Here is a 20,048-nt window from a genome sequence, read left to right as displayed (position 1 = left end):
ACGTTCCCGTTTTCCTTCAAAGAGGTTTCACCTACGACTCTGCTCAGGGAACGTTGAGGGGATTGCCCGGGGGCTGAGCGGAGCCGAAGCCACCGGGCTTAAAGCTTTCTCAACATCCTATATTCTCGCTAGCTTGAGGTAATACCCTAGGGCAGCCCCCTCACTTGAGCTGTCCATGGACCCGAAGGCGCTGGTTTATCCCCGCTGGCTGCGAAATGCTCTGCTATTTCCGCTGTTTTTCTTAAACGGCTGGCTGTTCATTTTGCTGATCAACTTTCTTCAGCCCCTGGTCAACATGGTGCTGATCGCTATTTTGCTGGCGATTGTGCTCGACTACCCGGTGCAGGCGTTGCAGCGGCGGGGGGCACCGCGATCGGTGAGTTTGACGGTGGTGGTGGTGGTGGCGATCGCGGCGATCTCTATCGGCGGCTTTCTCGTTCTGCCACTGCTGGTAAATCAGATTGGCGACTTTCTCAATCAGCTGCCCCAATGGGCCACCTCCACCGACGGGCTGTTTAGCTGGCTCGATAGCCTGCCCATCGTCCAGAATCTGGGGCTGAGCTTTGGCGATCGCCAGGCCGAGCTGGTGCGCCAGATGACCGGGGTCATGCGTACCCTAGGCACTACGCTGCTGGGGCTGCTGGCGGGCGGGGTCAGCGGCGGCTTTAAGGTGTTTTTTGTGATTGTGCTGACGGTGTTTATGCTCACCAAGGGCGGGCGAGCCTGGACGGGCATGATGAGCTGGCTGTCGCCCTGGTGGCGCGATCGCCTGGAGACCAAAGTACCCTACAAATTCCGCCGCTTCATCAGCGTGCAGGTGATGCTGGCGACTGGGTTTGGCTTAGTGCTGGCGGTGATCTTTACCCTGATTCGGGTGCCCCTGGCGCTGATGTTTGCCATGCTGATCGGCATGGGCAGCCTGTTTCCGTTTATGGGGGCCTTTGCCCAGACCACCGTCAGCCTGTTTGTCATGTTCCACGACCTGGGCACGGGCATTCAGGTGTTTATTATTGCCCTGGTGCTGGGGCAAATTTTAGACGAAATCATCCTGCCCAAGGTGATGGGCGACCTGATCGGCGTCAACCCCATCTGGCTGATTATTTCGGTGTTTATTGGGGCCAGGCTAGGGGGCGTAATGGGCATTTTGATCGCAGTACCCATCGCCAGCGTGATCAAAGAAATTGTCATCGATATGATCGCCGAGGCCCGAGGGGAGGCTACCTCCCCACCAGTGTTTCCGCCGCTGACTGTGCCTGCCGCCGAAGACCCCATTCAAGAAAGCACTCAGGGCTAAGGCGCGTCTTTGGAAAGAAAGTCCCCCTCTAGAGAAGGAAACAGGGGTTTCGAGGCGTTTCGCTGCCAGACCTGCCCTCAGAAAGCGCCTAGGCGATCGCCCAAGCGATTGTATTACAGTAGTCGGTGACAAGTCCCAGACCTTCTCGCTGTCTCACCCATGAAAATTCCGTTTTTTAGCCGTCTCTACAACGGCCTGCTGAAGCACCCCAAATACCGCTGGGTGGTGATGGGGGCATCGCTGATCTACCTAGTCAGCCCCATCGACTTTTCTCCCGATCTCATCCCCATCGTTGGCTGGATTGACGATGGCGTGGTGGCGACTCTGCTGGCCACGGGCATTACCCAGGTGCTGCTCGACCGTCGCCAGACCCTAAAAGATCAGAAAACCCTGGCCAAAAATCCCAACGCCGCTGCCCTCCCCGCCGACTCTGAGAACGCTTGATGGACTGGCTGCTCGACCCGCTCAACTACGATTTTATGCGCCAAGCGCTGCTGGCCAGCCTGCTGGTAGGCATTCTCTGCCCCATTGTGGGCACCTACCTAATCGTGCAGCGCATGGCCATGCTGGGGGATGTGGTCGCCCACGGGGTGCTGCCGGGACTGGCGATCGCCAGCTTTTTCAACCTGCCCATTCTGCTAGGGGCCTTCACCATGGGCCTGTTCAGCACCGCCGTCATCGCCTGGATTCGCAGCCAGTCGCGCATCAAAGTCGATACGGCGATGGCCATCACCTTCTCCACCTTTTTCTCCCTGGGCATTACCCTGCTGACGGTGTTTCGCAGCCGCGTTTCCCTGGAGCAGCTGTTGTTTGGCGATATCCTCAGTATTAATGCAAGCGATGTCTGGCAAATTGCTGCGATCGCCGGACTGGTGCTGGTAAGCGTGGCCTTATTTTATAAAGAACTGCTGTTTTTCACCTTCGACCCCCTGGGGGCCGAGGCATTAGGTTTACCCGTTAATACCATCAATCTTGGCCTTATGGCAGGCATTACCTTAGCCATCATCGCCGGTATGAAAACCGTAGGCGTGATTCTGGTCGTGGCCCTCATGGTCGGCCCCGCCGCCACCGCCTACCTGCTGGTCAAAGAACTCCACTGGATGATGATTCTAGGGGCAGCCCTGGGAGTGCTGTTTGGGATCGTCGGCATGTATAGCAGCTACTATTTGGATATACCCTCGGGGCCTGCGATCGGTCTAACGGTGTTTGCTGGGTTTTTGCTAGCCCTGCTGTTTAGCCCTCGCCAGGGAATTGTAGGGCGATGGGTTACGGCAATACCCAAGCAGTCATCGGATACCTAAACCACCTCAATGGGTGTCCATCTCTGCTAGCTGGGTAAGGGTCAGGTTGCGGTATGGTGACTGTGGTTTAAGTCTTATCGTTAAGGTAGCTACGGTGGCGATTGTCCTCACCCCCCTGAAAGCCCTATGGCGCAAGAAAATACTCATCAAGCGCTGGCTGCCGCTAGATGATGCCCAATGGGGCAAATTGAATCTACTCAAAACCCTAGTGCAGCGAGACTTAGAGGCGCGCTATAAAGGCTCTATTTTAGGCAAGCTTTGGCCCCTGCTCAACCAGGTGTCTCAGCTGCTGATCTATACCTACGTGTTTGGGGTCGTGCTCCAGCTCAGGCTTAGTCTCGTTGGGCTACCCGAAGACAATTCCTTTGTCTTTGGACTCTGGCTGTTTGCCGGTTTGCTCCCCTGGCTAGCCTTCAGCGGCGGACTATCCCAAGCGGCCACATCGGTAATTAGCCAATCCAATCTGGTCAAAAAGGTTGTCTTTCCTCTGGCCCTACTCCCCCTAGTGCCCATCCTCTCTACCTTTATTGAAAGCACCTTTGGCCTCATGGCGCTGATCACCTTCGTCGTGCTGGCTACCCAAAAGCTGCACCCAACCCTATTACTGTTGCCCCTGGTATGGTTACCCCAGCTTTGTTTGACTGCTGGCCTGGGGTTTTTAACCGCCGGGCTGTCGGTATTTTTGCGCGACATTCCCCAAACCCTAGGGGTCATTCTCAACCTATGGTTCTATGCCACACCGCTGATCTATCCAGCTAACATGATTCCTCAGCCGTTTCAAAGCTGGGTGTTTTGGCTTAACCCTATGGCAGCCATAGGCGAACTGTATCGAGATATGATTTTAACGGGCACCGTGACCCACTGGAGCGAGTGGGCCGTGGCGACAATTGTATCCATACTGATTTTGCTAGGGGGCTTCTGGTGCTATCGCAAACTACGGCCTGCCTTTGCTGATGTGTTGTAGCGCGATCGCGAAAAATCACAATACTTGGGAGAATCAGGCATACTTTTGACGGTTATTACGGTCTATTAAAGAAAGAAAAAATAGGCCTAACTGAGTGAGGGGCTATAGGCACGGCTGAATCTTCAAGGAACTGATCAGGTAGCGTTAGCGATAACTGTCTAAACAGGAAGGATTTTAGGGAGCAATGACTGAGGGACTCGCAATTTCGCTGCAGAATGTATCAAAGGTGTATAAACGATATCACCAGCCGGTGGATCGTTTAAAAGAGATTCTGTTGCCCGGAAAACCCAGGGCAGAAGAATTTTGGGCACTGCAAGATATCAACTTAGATATTTTTCAAGGCGAATCGCTTGGCATCATTGGCCGCAATGGGTCAGGTAAGAGTACACTGCTGCAAATTATTGCAGGTACTCTCACCCCAACGATCGGAGAGGCGAAGGTCAAGGGTCGAATGTCAGCGCTATTGGAACTGGGCAGTGGATTTAATCCAGAGTTCACGGGGCGGCAAAACGTGTTTTTCAATGGGCGCATCCTAGGGTTAACCCAGGAAGAAGTCGAAAATAAATTTGACCAGATTGCGGCCTTTGCTGACATCGGAGATTTTCTTGATCAGCCCGTCAAAACTTATTCGAGCGGCATGTTTGTCCGCTTAGCCTTTTCGGTAGCGGTGAATGTTGATCCAAAAATTCTAATTGTGGACGAAGCTTTGGCCGTAGGGGATATTTATTTTCAACAAAAGTGTTTTGAAAAGATTCGGCAGTTGAAAGAGTTAGGAAACACATTATTATTTGTCTCCCATGATGCCTCAGCTATCTATAAGCTCTGTACTCGAGGCATATTATTAGAAAATGGACATCTAATTCTAGATAATCGGCCAAGTCAGGTGCTAGATCTATATGAAGCAAAGATGTGGCAAGCATTAGATCAGGATCCAGAATCTCTTGATGTTAATGTGATTTACGGTACTGACCAACCGACAGGTAATCTTAAAGCTACAGACGTAATTGACGAGATAATAGAAGATGTAGAGGAAATAAGACTACATAGATCAGATGTCACCATTGAATCTGTTCAACTTTTGAATGCCAATGGTCAAGTGATTCAAAACCCTGTTATTGACCAAGCTGTAAGGCTACTAGTAGCGTTAAAATTTAACCAGGCTTTTGAAGATCCGCACGTAGGGTTTAAGATTAGAGACCGTACAGGATTCGATATATTTGCTATCAACAGTTACACGATGCATCAACCTCTTGGTTCCGTGGTTATGGGGGAATATATAAAGGTAGCTTTTGAATTTTATACCCGCTTTATTGAAGGCGATTATACTATCACAATTGGAATAGCTGATGGTGGTTACGGTTATGGGCTCTTTCGCACGACTTTAGCTTATGTTCACAATGCCTCGGTGTTTAAAGTTTTGAGAGAACCTGAAAAGCCTTTATGGGCAGGAATTGTTAGCCTTGATCCGAAGCTGACAGTAACGCGTAATCAATCAGCGAATTTTATCTAACCAACATTTATCGCTAGGAGGGCTAAGTGATGTCAACATCAATCAACACTGAAACTCATATAGATGACCAATTTTTCGCTCTAATCCAGCCTTACACTTTATGTAGTCGAGCTCGCCTTGAAAATATAGCCCATCTCTGTAACGACTTGAACCAACGAAATGTATTAGGCGATTTTGTTGAATGTGGTACTTATAAGGGTGGCTCTGCTGCTGTACTTTCAAGATCTTTGAAATCAGATCGTCACCTCTGGTTATATGACAGCTTTCAAGGTCTTCCCCCAACTTCTCTTAAAGATGGAGAAGATGCTGTTGAATGGGTTGGAAAATGTGCTGCAGAGCTTTCAGATGTTCAGAAAATTTTAGATGATGCAGCAGCACCCTTAGAACGATGCTATATTCAAGCCGGTTGGTTTCAGGAAACTTTTCGGCACTCTTTACCTAAACGAGTGGCGTTGCTACATTGCGATGCTGACTGGTATGACTCAGTTCTTTTAGTCTTGAACACATTTTATGATCGTATTCCTCAAGGCGGATGTATTATTCTAGATGATTTTGGCTATTGGGAAGGATGCCGTGAGGCATTTTATGATTTTTGTCAAGAGAGGAAGGAGAAACCGCTTCTAGAGCGGTTGGGTTCTACTCAAGCTTATTGGATTAAAGGCAGAAATCATAACCGCTAGTGCACGAATACATCCATGACTAAAGAACAAAATCGGATTCAAAGATGGGACTATACTTCCAAAGGGCTATCTCTAATTGATTTAGCACCTTGTTTTCCCCACAGATGTGAAGGACAGGCAGAAGGGTTTCCCTGGCCATTTTTACGCCGTGAAATACCTCATCGTTGGTATGTTGATCGGCGATATCCTACAGTGGGCTTTCTTAGTCCTGATGAAGCCCACATACTCTACAATACTGCTTTAAAATTCAAAGGTCAGTCAGCTCTCGAAATAGGCTGCTGGATGGGTTGGTCAGCTTGCCATCTAGCCTCAGGGGGTGTGCAGCTAGATGTGATCGATCCGGTTCTTGAGAAGTCTGAGTTTTATGAGAGTGTAGCTAGTTCCTTAAAGAAGGCAGGGGTGCGCGATCGAGTCAACCTCATCCCTGGTTATAGCCCCCAGCAGGTTGAGGAGATAGCGCATCACAAGCAACGGTGCTGGTCTCTTATTTTTATTGATGGTAATCATGAAGGCACTGCTCCTTTAGAAGATGCCCGCTGTTGCGAGAAATTTGCTGCCAGTGATGCCATAATTTTATTCCATGACATTATCAGTCCAGCAGTAGCCCAAGGGTTAGATTACTTTAAGCAGCGAGGTTGGCAAACCAAGATTTATCACACTATGCAGATTATGGGAGTAGCATGGCGCGGAAATGTTGAACCTGTGATTCATCAACCAGATCCCCGCGTTGCTTGGCAGATGCCAGAGCACCTGCATCAGTTCGACCATGATGATTTTATAGTCTCTCCAGATCAGACAGAATGGCTGTCTGCTCTAGCGGCCCAACAATTAGAGATCGATTACTTGCGTCAAACTTTAGATAATCTCCGTATTGACGTTGAAACGCTTTCAGCCTTAACACAACAGGACTCTGAGACTTTAAGTTTAGAACAATTGCAAGAACAATTAGCGTTGGCCCATGGATATATTGAAACAATAGAAAGTGGCAGATTATGGAAGCTACGGCAGCGCTGGGTTAGCTTGAAGCAGAGATTGGCCTTACCAAAGCACGAGTCATAGTGAGTATTTCTACTGCGCGATGCAAACTTCAGTAATATTAAATCGGTATACTTGAATCGTAAATTGTATGCTCTCAGTTTTGCCGCATCCAATATTCATCCACCTGAATGCTTATGCCAACCCAAGCTATTTGCACAATTGTTACTAAAAGCCACCTTTGTTATGCTCGAACTTTAGCTGAGAGCGTGCGCCAACATCATCCGGAAATATCAGTATATGTGCTTTTAGCTGATCGTGTAGACAAATACTTTGACCCAGAAAAAGAGCCTTTTGAGCTAATACAACTAGCAAATTTGCCAGAGCAAGACATTCTTCAGCAAATGTGTTTTTACTACACATCCTTCGAGCTATGTTGTGCTTTACGAGCCTGGTTACATGATTATTTATGGCACCACACTACTGTCGAAAAGTGGCTATTTTTGGATGGAGATATTTTTGTTACCCATCGATTAGATTCTATATTTGAGCAACTTGACCGTCATTCAGTTTTAATTAATCCCCACTATCAATCTTGGCAAGCACTGAGTTCAGAAGATTCCTTACCTGAAGTCATCCTGCGATTAGGGATTTATAATGGCGGTTTTCTAGGAGTGCGGCGCTGTGAGGAGAGCGCTCAATTTATTATATGGTTTAAGGGCTGTCTACAGCACCATTGTTTCAATGATCTTAGCACAGATAATCCACGTGGACTTTATGTCGATCAGCGCTGGTTAGACTTCTTGCCGGCCCTCTTTCCAAATACAGGTCTGCTTAGACATCCTGGGGCAAATTTAGGACATTGGAATTTATGGGAGCATCCGCTGTGTTTAGAGGAGGATGGGAAGGTCACGGTTGACGCTAAGCCACTGCTCTTTTTGCATTTCAGTGGTTGGCAAATCGAAAATCCTAGGCAGGTGTCCCGTAATAGCTCTCGATACTACCATCAATCACTACCAGTGTGGGAACAGTTGGCAGACAAGTATCGCGAGCGTCTTTTGCAACATGGTTATCAAACCACATCAATGCTTCCATACGCATTCAATCATTTTTCTACGGATGAGCTGATTCAACCAACTATGCGTGACGCTTATTACGAAGATCTAGTAGAGGGTAACTTCAAGGGTAGTAACCCCTTTGAGATGGCACCTCAGTTTTATAGCCGCTCCTATTCTGTCAAGAAAAGTGTTGCAGATCTTCAGATCGAGTTGGCTAACCAGCAGAAGATTCAGGACAGATTGCTTCAACAAATCACCTACTTACAGCAGCAAATGAATAAGCACATTCAACCAGTCGAAATTTCTATTAACGATAAAGATAACAGTAAAGTTGGGTACCTTCAGAAGGCTTGGCATCAACTCAAAAGCAAATCTAAAGCTTGGATGCAAGCATTACCGCTGGTCTCTCGACCAATTGAGCCAGTGCTATCTAAAGCATCGGCGTCTACACCTCTGCAGCATGATCAACTCTATACTCACATTCGTGAGCCAAAAGTTAACCAGGCAGTTTCTACGACCAATAATGAGGCCTGTGAGATTTCTCAGCGCTTGCGAAGCCTTGAGATCTCTGTAAAAGAACTCTCGCTCGATAAAACAGACTATCAAATCTATTTTCGTTCAGCTCGCTATATTGAGGACTTTCCAGCTTATTATTCGTTTAATCTCCCTGAAAAATCTTTAGAACATTATATTGCCGCTAAACTTTTGCAACTTAATGCAGAAGATACCTACATCGATATCGCTAGCGAAGGTAGTCCTGTACCTGAAATTTATCATAACTTGTTCGGTAGTAAAACCTACCGTCAAGATTTAGCTTATCCCACAGGCTTACATGGTAATAAAATCGGTGGGAATGCAGCACATATGCCTATTCCCGATAATTTTGCAAGTAAGATGGCTCTACACTGCTCATTCGAACACTTTGAACAAAATGCAGACATAGGTTTTGTCCGTGAAGCGGCGAGAGTATTACGGCCAGGCGGTAAAATTTGTATTGTGCCACTATACTTGGCGCTTCAATACTCAATTCAAACAGATCCGGTAATTGCAGTACCACAAAATGTAAGCTTTGAGAATGATGCCATTATTCATGCAGCAGTAGGTTGGGGTAATCGTCATGGTAGATTCTACGATCCAGATCATTTAGTTAGCCGCATTTCCGAGAATCTAAATGGACTGAGTTTAACCGTATATCATATTTTAAATGCAAAGAGCATTGACTCATCTTGCTATGTTCAATTTGCAGCTATTCTCGAGAAAGTTTAGCAAATATATATGTCTAAGCAAGCACTTGTTTTTTTCCCCCACAATCCCTACCCATCTCGGTCAGGTGCTCATCGTCGCTGCTTATCTGTATTGCGTGCCTTACAATCCATTGGCTATGAAATCACACTACTGAGCTCAGAACAATTTACCGATAACCCTTGGACACGTGAAAGCATTAAATACCTAGAAGATAGGCTTCGGATCACTGTTAAAGTTCATAAACCTACAGAGTTAGACATTGACTATACTCGCCTTGCAGGAAGAGGTATGAACTCTGCTGTTAAGTTTTCGATGTTTATTCCACCAGGATTGCGCCAGTATTTTCGGGACACTTTTAATCAGATATGCCCTGACCTAGTTTTTGTAAGCTATTCACTATGGGGGGGATTAGCAATTGGTGATGAATTCAAATTAACGCTGAGGATACTTGACACGATTGACTTATATAGCCAAAACATAAAAATGTGTCATGCCTTAAATCAATATATTTCTTCGACACCAATTGACGCTAAACAAATATCACCTGAGTTTACTAATGAACAATTCTTTTCTGAAATTGATATTTCTGCTTCTCCTGAAGAATATTGGATTTGTGATCAGTATGACTATACAATTGCCATTTCACCTAGCGAAGCACAAGAAATTAGTGAGCGCAGTAAAAATACAGTCGTTGAGTACATACCAATTACAGTAGATATACCATCTATCCGAAACAGCTATACAGGATCTCCTTTGTTAGCTGTTGGCCCTAACCCTTTTAACTTGCAGGGATACTGCTATTTTGTCCAGAAGGTTCTTCCTGGCATTATAGAGAAATTCCCAGAATTCACCTTGAAGGTAGTTGGGCCTAGCTGTGAGAATTTGACGGCTGTTCATGGTACTCAACTACTGGGATTTGTGCCAGACTTAACTCCGTTGTATGCCATCAGTAGTTTTGCTATTTGCCCTTTAATTGGTGGCACAGGACAGCAAGTAAAAATTGTAGAAGCAATGGCCCATGGAATTCCAGTAATTGCCTTAGAAAATTTAGCGAGAAGTTCGCCAATTCAATCAAATTATAATGGATTTATTGCCAAGAATGCTGAGGAGTTCTCCGAGTGCGTTACACAACTTTTGTGCAATCAATCTTTATGCAAAGATCTAGGAGAAAACGCACGTGAAACTATCAGAAAATATTTTTCAGAAGAGCGTTTGACTGAACAGCTAAATTTAATTTTTAATAAGTCCCGAGAAAATTTTCGGCAAAAGCTTGACAAAAGAAATCCCAAAATTGTAATTGATGGTGCTTTCTTTCAGATATCTCAAATAGCAGATGTTTCACGTGCATGGCGGTGTATTCTATCAGAATGGAGCAAAACAGACTTTAAACATCATATTGTAGTGTTGAATCGAGATGAAACTGCTCCTAAGCTTCCAGGAATACGCTACCGATCAATTCACCCCCATGCGTCTATTTTTCACCACGATTCTATTGCCTTAAATAGCCATGATCAAGGAGGTCTTGACGCAAAGATTTTACAATCGATCTGCGATGAAGAATGCGCTAGTGTATTTATTTCCACTTACTATACTACGCCGATATCTACACCGTCTATATTTGTGGGGTACGATATGATCCCAGAAATTCTCAATATGGATCTTAATGCTCCTGCTTGGCGTGAGAAGCAGCTTAGCATTCTTCATGCATCACATTATATTGTTATCTCAAACCATATGGCCTATGAGCTAAAAAAGTTTTTCCCCTATGTTAAGCGGTCTCAGATCACGGTTTCTCATTGTGGAGTAGAATCATTTTTTTCGCCTGCCGACTCTGATCAAATAGAGAAATTCATAACGAATTTTAGTATTCGCAAACCCTACATTATATTGACCGGCGAGCGATTAAGCCGCAATGGATATAGAAACTCAATTTTGTTGTTTGAGGCATTAAACCAATCTGAACTTAAGCAAAAATTTTCCGTACTCTGTATAGATGGGCAACCAGAACTAGAAAAGGAACTGCAAGAATTAGCCATTGATCTTGAAACTCATATGGTTCACTTGACTGACACAGAGCTTAGAACAGCTTATTCTGGTGCTTTTTCCCTAGTCTATCTGTCTCCGCATGAGGGGTTTGGCCTACAACTTTTAGAAGCAATGGCATGTGGATGTCCCGTTATTGCTTGCCATAATTCATATATTTCAGAAGTGGCAGGTAATGCAGCTCTCTATGTTAGCCCCGATAATCCAGACGGTTTAGTGGTTGCCTTAAAAACTATTCAAAACCTAGATTCCCGTAAGGGCTTGAGGGAAAGAGGCCTAGCAAGAGCTCAAACATTTTCTTGGAAAAGTATGGCTGATAGGATTGCTGAGACTATAGTTGGAGTATCTAAAAATCAGCGCACTCTAAGAAGACAAGATTTAATTTGGCTAGAGTTTAGAAAGTTGCAGCAACAGCAACGTCGTGTGGTCGAAAGTTTTCAGCATACTCAAGAACAACTACAGCATACTCAAGAGCAACTACAGCGTACTCAAGAACAACTACAGCATATTCAAGAACAACTACAACAGACCCAATCTAAGTTCCAAGAGGCCCAGGTTACTATAATGACTATACAATCAAGTAAGCTTTGGAAAATACGAGAATTTTGGGTTCGCATAAAAGAAGTGATGCGTCGAGTTGTTACTACATTGAAGGACATTTAGTTATTAGCAATCAAGGAGATTGTATGGTCGAGAGCTCTTTAAAGTATGAATAGCAAAAATAAGATTAAAGTTGCTGTTGATTTAACTCCTTTGCGTCCTGGTGGAGAAAATGGCGGAGCGAAAACGTTGGTTTTGACGTTGTTAAGAATGTTTCATTCTCTTCAAGCTGATGAGTTTGATTATCTGCTTATTGCTGAAGAGTGGAATTATGAGGAGCTTCAAAGTTTCCAGGGATCTAATATGGTCTGCTTACTCAGGTCAAACATGTATGCAGTCGCTGCTCCAGTTCCAGCTTCGTTGAAACTTATTTCTGGTAGCGATCGAATTGCTGTAGATCGGCTGACCCGGGTTCGACTTTTGGTTAAGGAGGGGGTAAAGCGCCTGTCAACCATCCTCATCAGTAGAGGTCGACCTCAGTTAGCAAAGCTCAAGAGTTTGGTGAAGCGAAAACTCATCTCTTACCCTCGGTCACATAAGCTACTACAAAAAGTTCTTAGTAGTAAGCGACCGCGACTACCTCCATCTGTCCTCCGAGAAAAATATAATGTTGATCTTCTATTTTGTCCTTTTTCGGCTCCTACGCTAGCAGAGAGAGGGCTACCTTTAGTAGCTATCGCCTACGATTTTCAGCATTTAGATCTTCCTTTTTTCTTTACCCAAGAAGAACGCTTCCACCGAACTCAGTTTCTCACTAACTTGCTTGCTCAAGCAGACAAGATCATTTGCATCTCTGAATTTACTCGGCAGTCTTTCTTGCATCACTTTGATGCAGAAGGTGAAACGCTGTTGTCGATCCCTATTTGTATTCACGAGCGGTTGAATCCCCTCGACCAAGACAGTGTCTATAGCATTCTCGAGCAGTTGGGTCTGAAGGAAAACCATTATTTATTTTTCCCTGCCAATTTTTGGCCCCACAAAAATCATCGCATGCTGCTGGCTGCCTACTCAATTTTTAGGGAAAGGTTTCCGCATCTAGTTTTGAACTTGGTGTTTACTGGTGCTTTGGAAGAGCCCCAGAAAGAACTCAAGAAGTTGGCCTTAAATCTAGGCTATGGGGACAGCGTTCACTTTTTGGGGTTTTTGAGTCAGGAGGAATTGACTGCCCTATGGCAGGGGGCTAAGGGTTTAATATTTCCTTCTCTCTATGAGGGATTTGGCATTCCGCTGCTGGAAGCTATGTGGTTTGGTAAGCCCATTGCTTGCAGCGCTATGGGGAGTTTACCTGAAGTGGGTGGAGATGCTGTGATTTATTTTGACCCACGTAAACCTGAATCAATTGCTAATGCGATCGCAGCGATCGCCCAAGATGACACTTTAACTATTCAGCTGAGAGAACGATCTCGGCAACGATTGCAAGGGTTCAACCAGCGCTCTATGACGGAACAATACCTAGATGTGTTTAGAGCCGCCGCCCATACCTTACCCCCGTCCCGATAGTTTGCTATGACCCTTACCTTCAGCGTTGTCACCCCATCCTACAACCAGGGCCTGTTTATTGAGCGCACCATTCAGAGCGTGTTGGCGCAGACCGACGTAGCCTTTGACTACATGGTCTGTGACGGGGGCAGCACCGATCAGACCGTGGGAGTTTTAAAGCAGTACCAACATCAGCTGCGCTGGGTCAGCGAACCCGACGGCGGACAGGCCGACGCCGTCAATAAGGGTATTCGGTCTACCCGTGGAGATATCATCGCCTGGATTAATTCCGATGATGTTTACTACCCTGAGGCATTTAGACAGGTTCAGCAGGTTTTTTTGACCCATCCCGAGGTGCAGGTTGTCTACGGCCAGGCCAACCACATCGATCGAGACGACAAATTTATAGAGTCATATCCCACTGAGCCATGGAACTACCGGCGGCTGCGGGAAATTTGTTTTCTGTGCCAGCCAGCGGTGTTTTTTCGGCGGCAAATGGTGCAAAACTATGGCGACCTGGACGCCAATCTCAAGTTTTGTATGGATTATGAATTCTGGCTTCGGTATGGTCAGCACACTGACTTTTTCTACCTGCCAAAACCGCTGGCGGGTTCACGGTTTTACCAGGACACCAAAACCCTGGGCCAGAGGGTGGCGGTGCACTATGAAATAAACGACATGCTCAAGGCAAAATTTTCGCGTTCACCGGAGCGCTGGGTGCTGGCCTACGCATCGGTCTCCGTAGAGGAGCGGGAGAAGCTCGAGGGTAGTGATGTAGGCAACCTGTTAGCACCGGTGCAGCGCATCAATGAGTTTTGTGCCGAGGCATTTCACGGCTACCGTCGATGGCGCAATTTTGCGGTCTCCCCTTCTACAATTTGGCAGATTGCTCGGTGGATAGCTGCGGCCTACTACCACTGGCTGAGAAGCAAAGTTAACTTTTAATCGGGTCTGATGATGAAAATAGGGTTTGACGTTAGCCAAACTGGCAGCATTAGAACCGGGTGTGGCTTCTACGCCGACAGTCTGGCCAAAAGCCTGATTTCCCAGTATCAAAACGACAGTTTTTACCTCTACAAAACCTTCGGCACCACCTATTGGGATCCGGGCTATCGAAAAAATATTGCCGCTATCGAGTTTGCAAATTGCAAATACCCGCTAACGTTTAAGACCAAAGAAGAGTCATTCGCCTTCTGGGGCAATCCCCAGGGGGTTGATGAAAGTCTGATTGGTTGGCCCGATGTCATTCACGCCAACAATTTTTCCTGCCCACGCCTGAGCCGGGCGCGCCTGGTGTACACCGTTTACGATTTGAGCTTTATCGATCTGCCCGAATGCACCACTGAAGAAAACCGACACCACTGCTTTAACGGCATGCTGGCGGCCTCGGTGTGGGCTGATGTGGTAGTTGCCATTTCCCACTACAGCAAAAAACGATTTCTGGAGAATTTTCCGCACTTCCCGGCGGAACGGGTGGTGGTTGCCCACCTGGGGAATCGGCTGGTGGCGGACGGGCCGGAGGAACCGGTGCCGGCGCTGGCGGCGGGGAAGCCCTTTTTCCTTTCGGTCGGCACTCTGGAGCCGAGGAAAAATCTGCGGCGGCTCCTGGCCGCCTACAGGCGCTATGCGGAGCAGTACCCTCTGCCTAAGCCGCTGGTTTTAGCGGGGGGCAACGGCTGGCTAGAGGATGACCTGACCGCCTATATAGCCGATCTAAACTTGCAGCATCGGGTGCATATTCTTGGCTATGTCAGCGATCGGACGCTGCGCTGGCTCTACCGCCACTGCTGGGCCTTTGTCTACCCGTCGCTCTACGAGGGGTTTGGGCTACCGGTGCTGGAGGCGATGGGGGCCGGGGCTGCGGTAATCACCTCGAATACAACCAGTCTGCCGGAGGTGGGGGGAGACGCGGTGCTCTACATCGACCCGTCCAGTGAGGAGAGTATTGTGGCGGCTTTGACGCAAATCGAGGAGCCCGCTCGGCGCTCCGCCTGCCAGGCTAGCAGTGGGCGGCAGGCGCGCTCGTTTGCCTGGGAAAAATCGGCGGCGGCGGTCTATGGGGCCTACGAGCAGGCCTTGCAGATGCCGCGCCACCGTCAATCGGGGCTGAACTAGGTATGTTTAGGGTGGTGGTTGAAGCTACGCCAGTGTTGCCCCGGCCCAGCGGCGTCGGGCTCTACGTGCTAAATCTGCTGGGGGCACTGCGATCGCTGCAAGCATCTGAAAACTTTAGTCTTGGTGTCGCCTATCAACCCAGCCTTAAAAACTGGCTGCGAGGCAATTTAGCGCTGCCCGAGGTGTTATCAACCTATGACGATGTGGCCGTTTTACCCCTGCCGGTACGCCTGCTCAATCTGCTAGCCCAGGTGCCTAACAATCCGGTTTTGGGGCAGCTAGAGCATCGATTTGGTCAGCTCGATATCTATCACGGCACCAACTATGCCGTCTATCCCTGTCGGCATAGCCTGCGGGTGATGACGATCTACGATCTGTCGTTTCTGCGCTACCCCGAGTACGTGACGGCGGTGGTGCGCACCTATGGCCAGCGGGTACGGCAGTGCCTGGGCTGGACCGATCTGGTAATCACTATTTCTGAAAGCTCTAAGCGCGATATTGTCGAACTGCTGGGGGTACCACCCGAACAAGTGTGGGTGACGCCGCTAGCAAGCCGCTATGCAGCTGATACTGTGGGAGGGAGCTATGCCGCCCTGGCGGCGGTGGATTTGGGCGACTCCGGAACAGATATTGGTTCCAAGTCGGTTCCTGTTTCTGGGATGCCGCAGGCTTTAGGTTTCGCGAATCGCCCCTACATTCTCTTCGTGAGCACCCTAGAACCCAGAAAAAACGTGGTGCGGCTGATTCAGGCCTTTGACCAGCTCAAAACAAATCGCCAAATCGATCATCAACTGGTGCTGGTGGGCCAAAAAGGATGGCAGTTTGAGCCGATTTTTGAGGCGATCGCCGCCTCTCCCTGGCGGCATCACATTCGCCATCTCGACTACCTCTCCGATGCTGAGGTGGCCTACTGCTACCAAAATGCCGATGTGTTTGCCTATCCCTCGCTCTACGAGGGGTTTGGCCTGCCGGTGCTAGAGGCGATGACCCTGGGCTGCCCGGTGGTCACGGCCAACACCTCATCTTTGCCCGAGGTGGCCGGTGATGCGGCGCTGTTGGTAGACCCCACCAGCGTGGAAGACCTGGCGGAGGCGCTGGGGCGGGTGATGGGCGATCGCACCCTACGCCAAGCCATGATTGCCAAAGGCCATCATCAGGCGGCTCAGTTTTCCTGGACTCGTACGGCCAAATTAACGCTGGCGGCCTATCGTTCACTACTATAGGTAAGCCCAGCCCAATGGATTGAACGAGTAGTTTCAATGGCAAAGAAAGCGTTGATTACGGGCCTCACCGGCCAAGACGGATCGTACCTGGCTGAGCTTTTGCTGTCTCAGGGGTACGAGGTCTGCGGCATGGTCAGGCGCTCTAGTTCCAGCAGTTTTGAGCGCATCAGCCATTTTTCGAATCAAATTGAAGTCATATCTGGCGATCTGCTAGACCAATTCTCGCTGATTGACGCCATCGATCAGACGCAGCCCGATGAGATTTATAACTTGGCCTCCCAGAGCTACGTGCCCCTGTCTTGGACCCAGCCCGCCCTCACCGCTGAGTATACGGCCCTGGGGGTGTCTCGCCTGCTGGAGGCAATTCGGCGCTGCAAGCCCACCACTCGCTTTTACCAGGCGTCGAGCAGTGAGGTGTTTGGCCAGCCCGACGAGTCTCCCCAAACCGAGCGTACGGCCTTTCGGCCCCGCAATCCCTACGGCGTAGCCAAAGCCTACGCCCACTGGATGACGGTCAACTACCGGCAAAAGTACGATCTGTACGCCTGCTGCGGCATTACCTATACCCACGAGTCACCGCGGCGGGGGGCAGAGTTTGTCTTTCGCAAAATTACGCGGGGGGCGGTGCAGATTAAACTCGGCCTGGCGAAGGAACTGCGGCTGGGCAATTTGGATGCCCGGCGAGACTGGTGCCATGCTCAGGATGTGGTGACGGCGATGTGGCTGATGCTGCAGCAGGAGAATCCCGAGGACTACATCATCGCCAGCGGAGAGACCCACTCGGTGCGTGAACTGGTGGATTGTGCGTTTAGCTACCTGGGCCTGGACTACCAGCAGTACGTCAGCGTCGATCCGGCGTTTTATCGCCCCGATGAGGATGTGCAGCTGGTGGGGGCGATCGACAAGATTAAAACCGAGCTGAATTGGCAGCCCCAGTATTCGTTTCAGCGCCTGGTTGAGTCGATGGTCGATCACGACCTGAAAACGCTGAATGGGTAGGCATCAGCCAGCCGATCGCAGGCATAGAACACATCCTTAAACAACTCTGGCATGACTGAGGCCTCGCTGCTGATTAACCTGGCGTTTGTTCCCACTAAGCCGACGGGGCTAGGGGTCTATGCGCTCAACTTGGTGCAGCATCTGGCTATAACAGACTGCTGCATGCTCAGCGATCGCCCCATTGCCGGCCATCGCCATCTGCCCTCGCCCCAGGGCGCTACCACAGATGCCGGTAAACGGGGCCATGCTCGGCGGCTGTGGTGGACCCAGTTTCAGTTGCCCAAGCTATACCGACAGCTCAAAACCAAGCTGCTGTTTTCGCCCATTCCCGAAACCCCGCTCTGGTCAGCCTGCCGAACGGTGGTGACGGTGCACGATCTAATTCCCCTGCACTTTCCCCAGCCGGGGTCGCCGCTGACGCTGTACTTTCGCCACTATCTGCCCCAGGTCATTCGCCAGGCTGAGCATATTATTTGCGACTCTGAGTCAACCCTGCGCGATATTCACCGCTTTTTTGGCCCACCGCCGGGGACTGCAACGGTTGTTCCCTTAGCCTACGACGCTAATCACTATCGCTGGCTAGATTTGCCACGTCAGCCCTATTTTCTCTATGTGGGCAGCCACTATACCTATAAGAACTTGGGGCGACTAATTGAGGCCTTTGCCCAGACAAAACTACCTGACTTTAAGCTTTTGATCGCTGGAGTGCCCGACCCCCGCTATACGCCAGCGCTGCAAGCTCAGGTGGAGGTGATGGGGCTGGGCGATCGCGTTCAGTTTTTGGCCTACGTTCCCTATGACGAACTACCTCGGCTGATCAACCAGGCGATCGCGCTGGTGTTTCCCAGCCTGTGGGAAGGGTTTGGCCTGCCAGTGCTAGAAGCAATGGCCTGTGGTACGCCAGTGATTACCTCCAACCTGTCATCGCTGCCTGAGGTAGCCGGAGGGGCCGCGCTACTGATCGACCCTTACATCGTGGGTGAGCTAACTGAGGCGATGATGGCTATTGCTAACGATCAAAGGCTTTGGGAAACCCTGCACCATGCTGGGCAAGCGCGAGCAAGGCAATTTAGCTGGGAAAAGACGGGCTACCAGACCAGTGACATACTCAGGGAATATTTGTAAAAGATTAATGCCTCTATAAAATTGATCACCAAACTTCATTTGGCTAGATTCAACGTAACAAGGCAGACGATTTTATTTCTGCATGAGCTGTCTGGCAAAAGAGAGGGGAAACTTAGACTCAAATTTCTATATGGTATTGAGTGTTGCATAGGATAGGGAAGTAAAGGTAAAGCAAAAAAGCGCTTAGTACAGTTTGGTATCGGTGGGGTCTAGCCATCTGTAACCTGCTTGATATCTTGCCGAACAATGACCCTTACTCTAGCACTGCTAGATTTTTAGCCGATGATCTTCCATAAGAGACAGCATTTTGGCGGACACTTCCTTCATGTCCGTCTGCTGAGATTTATTGGCAGGCACTTTACGAGCAATCACAATACTGGTTAACCCTGTCACAGATCCGTAGGTAAGCGAGATGGCATGTTTAAGTTGAGCCAAGGCACCCTTGGGCGTACTAATTTCACACAACGGTAGTTGGGTAACGCGAGCATACTGCTCAACAACACCAAAGCCAGCCTTTAACATCATTTGCCTCTGTAGTGAGAACGGCATATCCTTCTCGGTTGTACCGTATTTCTTCATCACAGTGATGCTATCTTCGGTTTGAGAGTGTCCGACTCCTGGTTCAGCAGTAATCAGAATACCGTTCTCACCTAAGGCATCGTAGACATTTTTAATAACCTTATAAACATCTTCGGCATGGTGCAGAGCATCATAAATGACCGCAATATTAAAACCTGAGGGCAAGGGGCCTACCTCGTAGTCACAAACCTGGAAACACAAGGAAGGCCGGGCACGTCGGTTTGCAAGTTCAATCATATCAGGACTGATATCGAGGCCTAAAACCTCATACCCACGCTGACAAAAAAGATCACTCGTCCAACCGCTGCCAACCCCTATGTCGAGCAGCCGTGCCGGAGGTTGTGGTAGAAAACGCATCATTTGACCAATATCAATCAAATAGTTACCGCATTGGGGATCAGAAAATGGTTTTTGCTCTAGATAATTTGCGAACTGCTCAATAGCAATTCCCTCAGTAGAGGATACATTTTTGATGTAATTGATTTCATTGGATTTTGACATAACAAATCACATATACACTACTCAGGACAGTCTTGCGAATTGGAGCTCCTTAAGGATACATGGCCCTGTATACCTCCACCTAAATTCGTGCCGCTATTCAGCAAGTATGTTGTTAGTTCCCGCTAACGATGGCTAACCCGCACGATCCAGTAGCTGATCGCCAGGGCAAAGACGGCGATCGCCAGCCCGATCAGCGTCGTACCCGACACATCCTCTAAGTCAAGAATAATGGGTAGTGCACTTTAGTAAAGGACAGAGGAAAACGTAGGCGATTCCCGTTCTGCCAACTTCTCTCTGACGCGGCGATTGTAGTCGTGGATGAACGTCCAGATCGCACCAATGTGATTCTCTAGCTTC

17 protein-coding genes are annotated in these 20,048 nt (G+C 48.6%); 15 read left to right on the top strand and 2 right to left on the bottom strand.

Going from position 1 to position 20,048, the window contains the following annotated elements:
* The first annotated feature begins 175 nt into the window (after positions 1–175).
* The 15 genes from VB780_RS07645 to VB780_RS07575 all read left to right on the top strand — a co-directional run bounded on the left by VB780_RS07645 (position 176) and on the right by VB780_RS07575 (position 18,611).
* Complete coding sequence (locus tag VB780_RS07645; RefSeq protein WP_323350543.1) at positions 176–1,294, top strand: AI-2E family transporter; 1,119 nt, start codon at positions 176–178, stop codon at positions 1,292–1,294.
* A 159-nt stretch (positions 1,295–1,453) separates the two neighbouring features.
* Positions 1,454–1,738 (top strand): YkvA family protein, encoded by a 285-nt coding sequence (locus tag VB780_RS07640; protein WP_323350542.1) that lies wholly within the window; start codon positions 1,454–1,456, stop codon positions 1,736–1,738.
* Positions 1,738–2,595, top strand: a complete 858-nt coding sequence (locus tag VB780_RS07635) for a metal ABC transporter permease (RefSeq protein ID WP_323350541.1) — start codon at positions 1,738–1,740, stop codon at positions 2,593–2,595. Before VB780_RS07640 ends, VB780_RS07635 begins: the two co-directional genes overlap by 1 nt.
* 94 nt (positions 2,596–2,689) lie before the next feature.
* Positions 2,690–3,559 (top strand): ABC transporter permease, encoded by an 870-nt coding sequence (locus VB780_RS07630; protein ID WP_323350540.1) that lies wholly within the window; start codon positions 2,690–2,692, stop codon positions 3,557–3,559.
* A gap of 184 nt (positions 3,560–3,743) precedes the next feature.
* Positions 3,744–5,069 carry an ABC transporter ATP-binding protein gene (locus VB780_RS07625; RefSeq protein ID WP_323350539.1) on the top strand — a complete coding sequence of 442 codons (1,326 nt, stop codon included), beginning with the start codon at positions 3,744–3,746 and terminating at the stop codon, positions 5,067–5,069.
* 29 nt (positions 5,070–5,098) lie between these two features.
* The gene (locus VB780_RS07620; RefSeq protein ID WP_323350538.1) at positions 5,099–5,749 is read left to right on the top strand and encodes a TylF/MycF/NovP-related O-methyltransferase; all 651 of its coding nucleotides are present in this window, start codon (positions 5,099–5,101) and stop codon (positions 5,747–5,749) included.
* Between the two features lie 15 nt (positions 5,750–5,764).
* On the top strand, positions 5,765–6,808 hold the full coding sequence (locus VB780_RS07615; RefSeq protein WP_323350537.1) for a class I SAM-dependent methyltransferase: 1,044 nt from the start codon (positions 5,765–5,767) through the stop codon (positions 6,806–6,808).
* Between the two features lie 113 nt (positions 6,809–6,921).
* Positions 6,922–9,048: a methyltransferase domain-containing protein gene (locus tag VB780_RS07610; RefSeq protein ID WP_323350536.1), complete on the top strand. Its 2,127-nt coding sequence runs from the start codon at positions 6,922–6,924 to the stop codon at positions 9,046–9,048.
* A gap of 9 nt (positions 9,049–9,057) precedes the next feature.
* Positions 9,058–11,733: a glycosyltransferase gene (locus tag VB780_RS07605; protein WP_323350535.1), complete on the top strand. Its 2,676-nt coding sequence runs from the start codon at positions 9,058–9,060 to the stop codon at positions 11,731–11,733.
* Between the two features lie 45 nt (positions 11,734–11,778).
* Positions 11,779–13,170 carry a glycosyltransferase family 1 protein gene (locus tag VB780_RS07600; protein WP_323350534.1) on the top strand — a complete coding sequence of 464 codons (1,392 nt, stop codon included), beginning with the start codon at positions 11,779–11,781 and terminating at the stop codon, positions 13,168–13,170.
* A 6-nt stretch (positions 13,171–13,176) separates the two neighbouring features.
* Positions 13,177–14,094 carry a glycosyltransferase family 2 protein gene (locus VB780_RS07595; RefSeq protein ID WP_323350533.1) on the top strand — a complete coding sequence of 306 codons (918 nt, stop codon included), beginning with the start codon at positions 13,177–13,179 and terminating at the stop codon, positions 14,092–14,094.
* A gap of 12 nt (positions 14,095–14,106) precedes the next feature.
* Positions 14,107–15,264: a glycosyltransferase family 1 protein gene (locus VB780_RS07590; RefSeq protein WP_323350532.1), complete on the top strand. Its 1,158-nt coding sequence runs from the start codon at positions 14,107–14,109 to the stop codon at positions 15,262–15,264.
* 2 nt (positions 15,265–15,266) lie between these two features.
* Positions 15,267–16,487 carry a glycosyltransferase family 1 protein gene (locus VB780_RS07585; protein ID WP_323350531.1) on the top strand — a complete coding sequence of 407 codons (1,221 nt, stop codon included), beginning with the start codon at positions 15,267–15,269 and terminating at the stop codon, positions 16,485–16,487.
* A 36-nt stretch (positions 16,488–16,523) separates the two neighbouring features.
* Positions 16,524–17,486 carry a GDP-mannose 4,6-dehydratase gene (locus tag VB780_RS07580; protein ID WP_323350530.1) on the top strand — a complete coding sequence of 321 codons (963 nt, stop codon included), beginning with the start codon at positions 16,524–16,526 and terminating at the stop codon, positions 17,484–17,486.
* 51 nt (positions 17,487–17,537) lie between these two features.
* Positions 17,538–18,611, top strand: coding sequence for a glycosyltransferase family 1 protein (locus VB780_RS07575; RefSeq protein WP_323350529.1), 1,074 nt, complete (start codon positions 17,538–17,540; stop codon positions 18,609–18,611).
* 267 nt (positions 18,612–18,878) lie between these two features.
* Here VB780_RS07575 and VB780_RS07570 read toward each other — a convergent pair whose 3' ends face one another.
* A complete protein-coding gene (locus tag VB780_RS07570; RefSeq protein ID WP_323350528.1) occupies positions 18,879–19,691 on the bottom strand; it encodes a class I SAM-dependent methyltransferase in 813 nt (270 codons plus the stop codon).
* Between the two features lie 122 nt (positions 19,692–19,813).
* A complete protein-coding gene (locus VB780_RS07565; protein ID WP_323350552.1) occupies positions 19,814–19,900 on the bottom strand; it encodes a phosphate-starvation-inducible PsiE family protein in 87 nt (28 codons plus the stop codon).
* Positions 19,901–20,048 lie beyond the last annotated feature (148 nt).

The organism is Leptolyngbya sp. CCNP1308 (genome assembly GCF_034932455.1).
Taxonomy (GTDB): domain Bacteria; phylum Cyanobacteriota; class Cyanobacteriia; order Phormidesmidales; family Phormidesmidaceae; genus Nodosilinea.
Note: the sequence above shows the minus strand (reverse complement) of the source record. Positions and strands in the feature narration are given on the sequence as shown.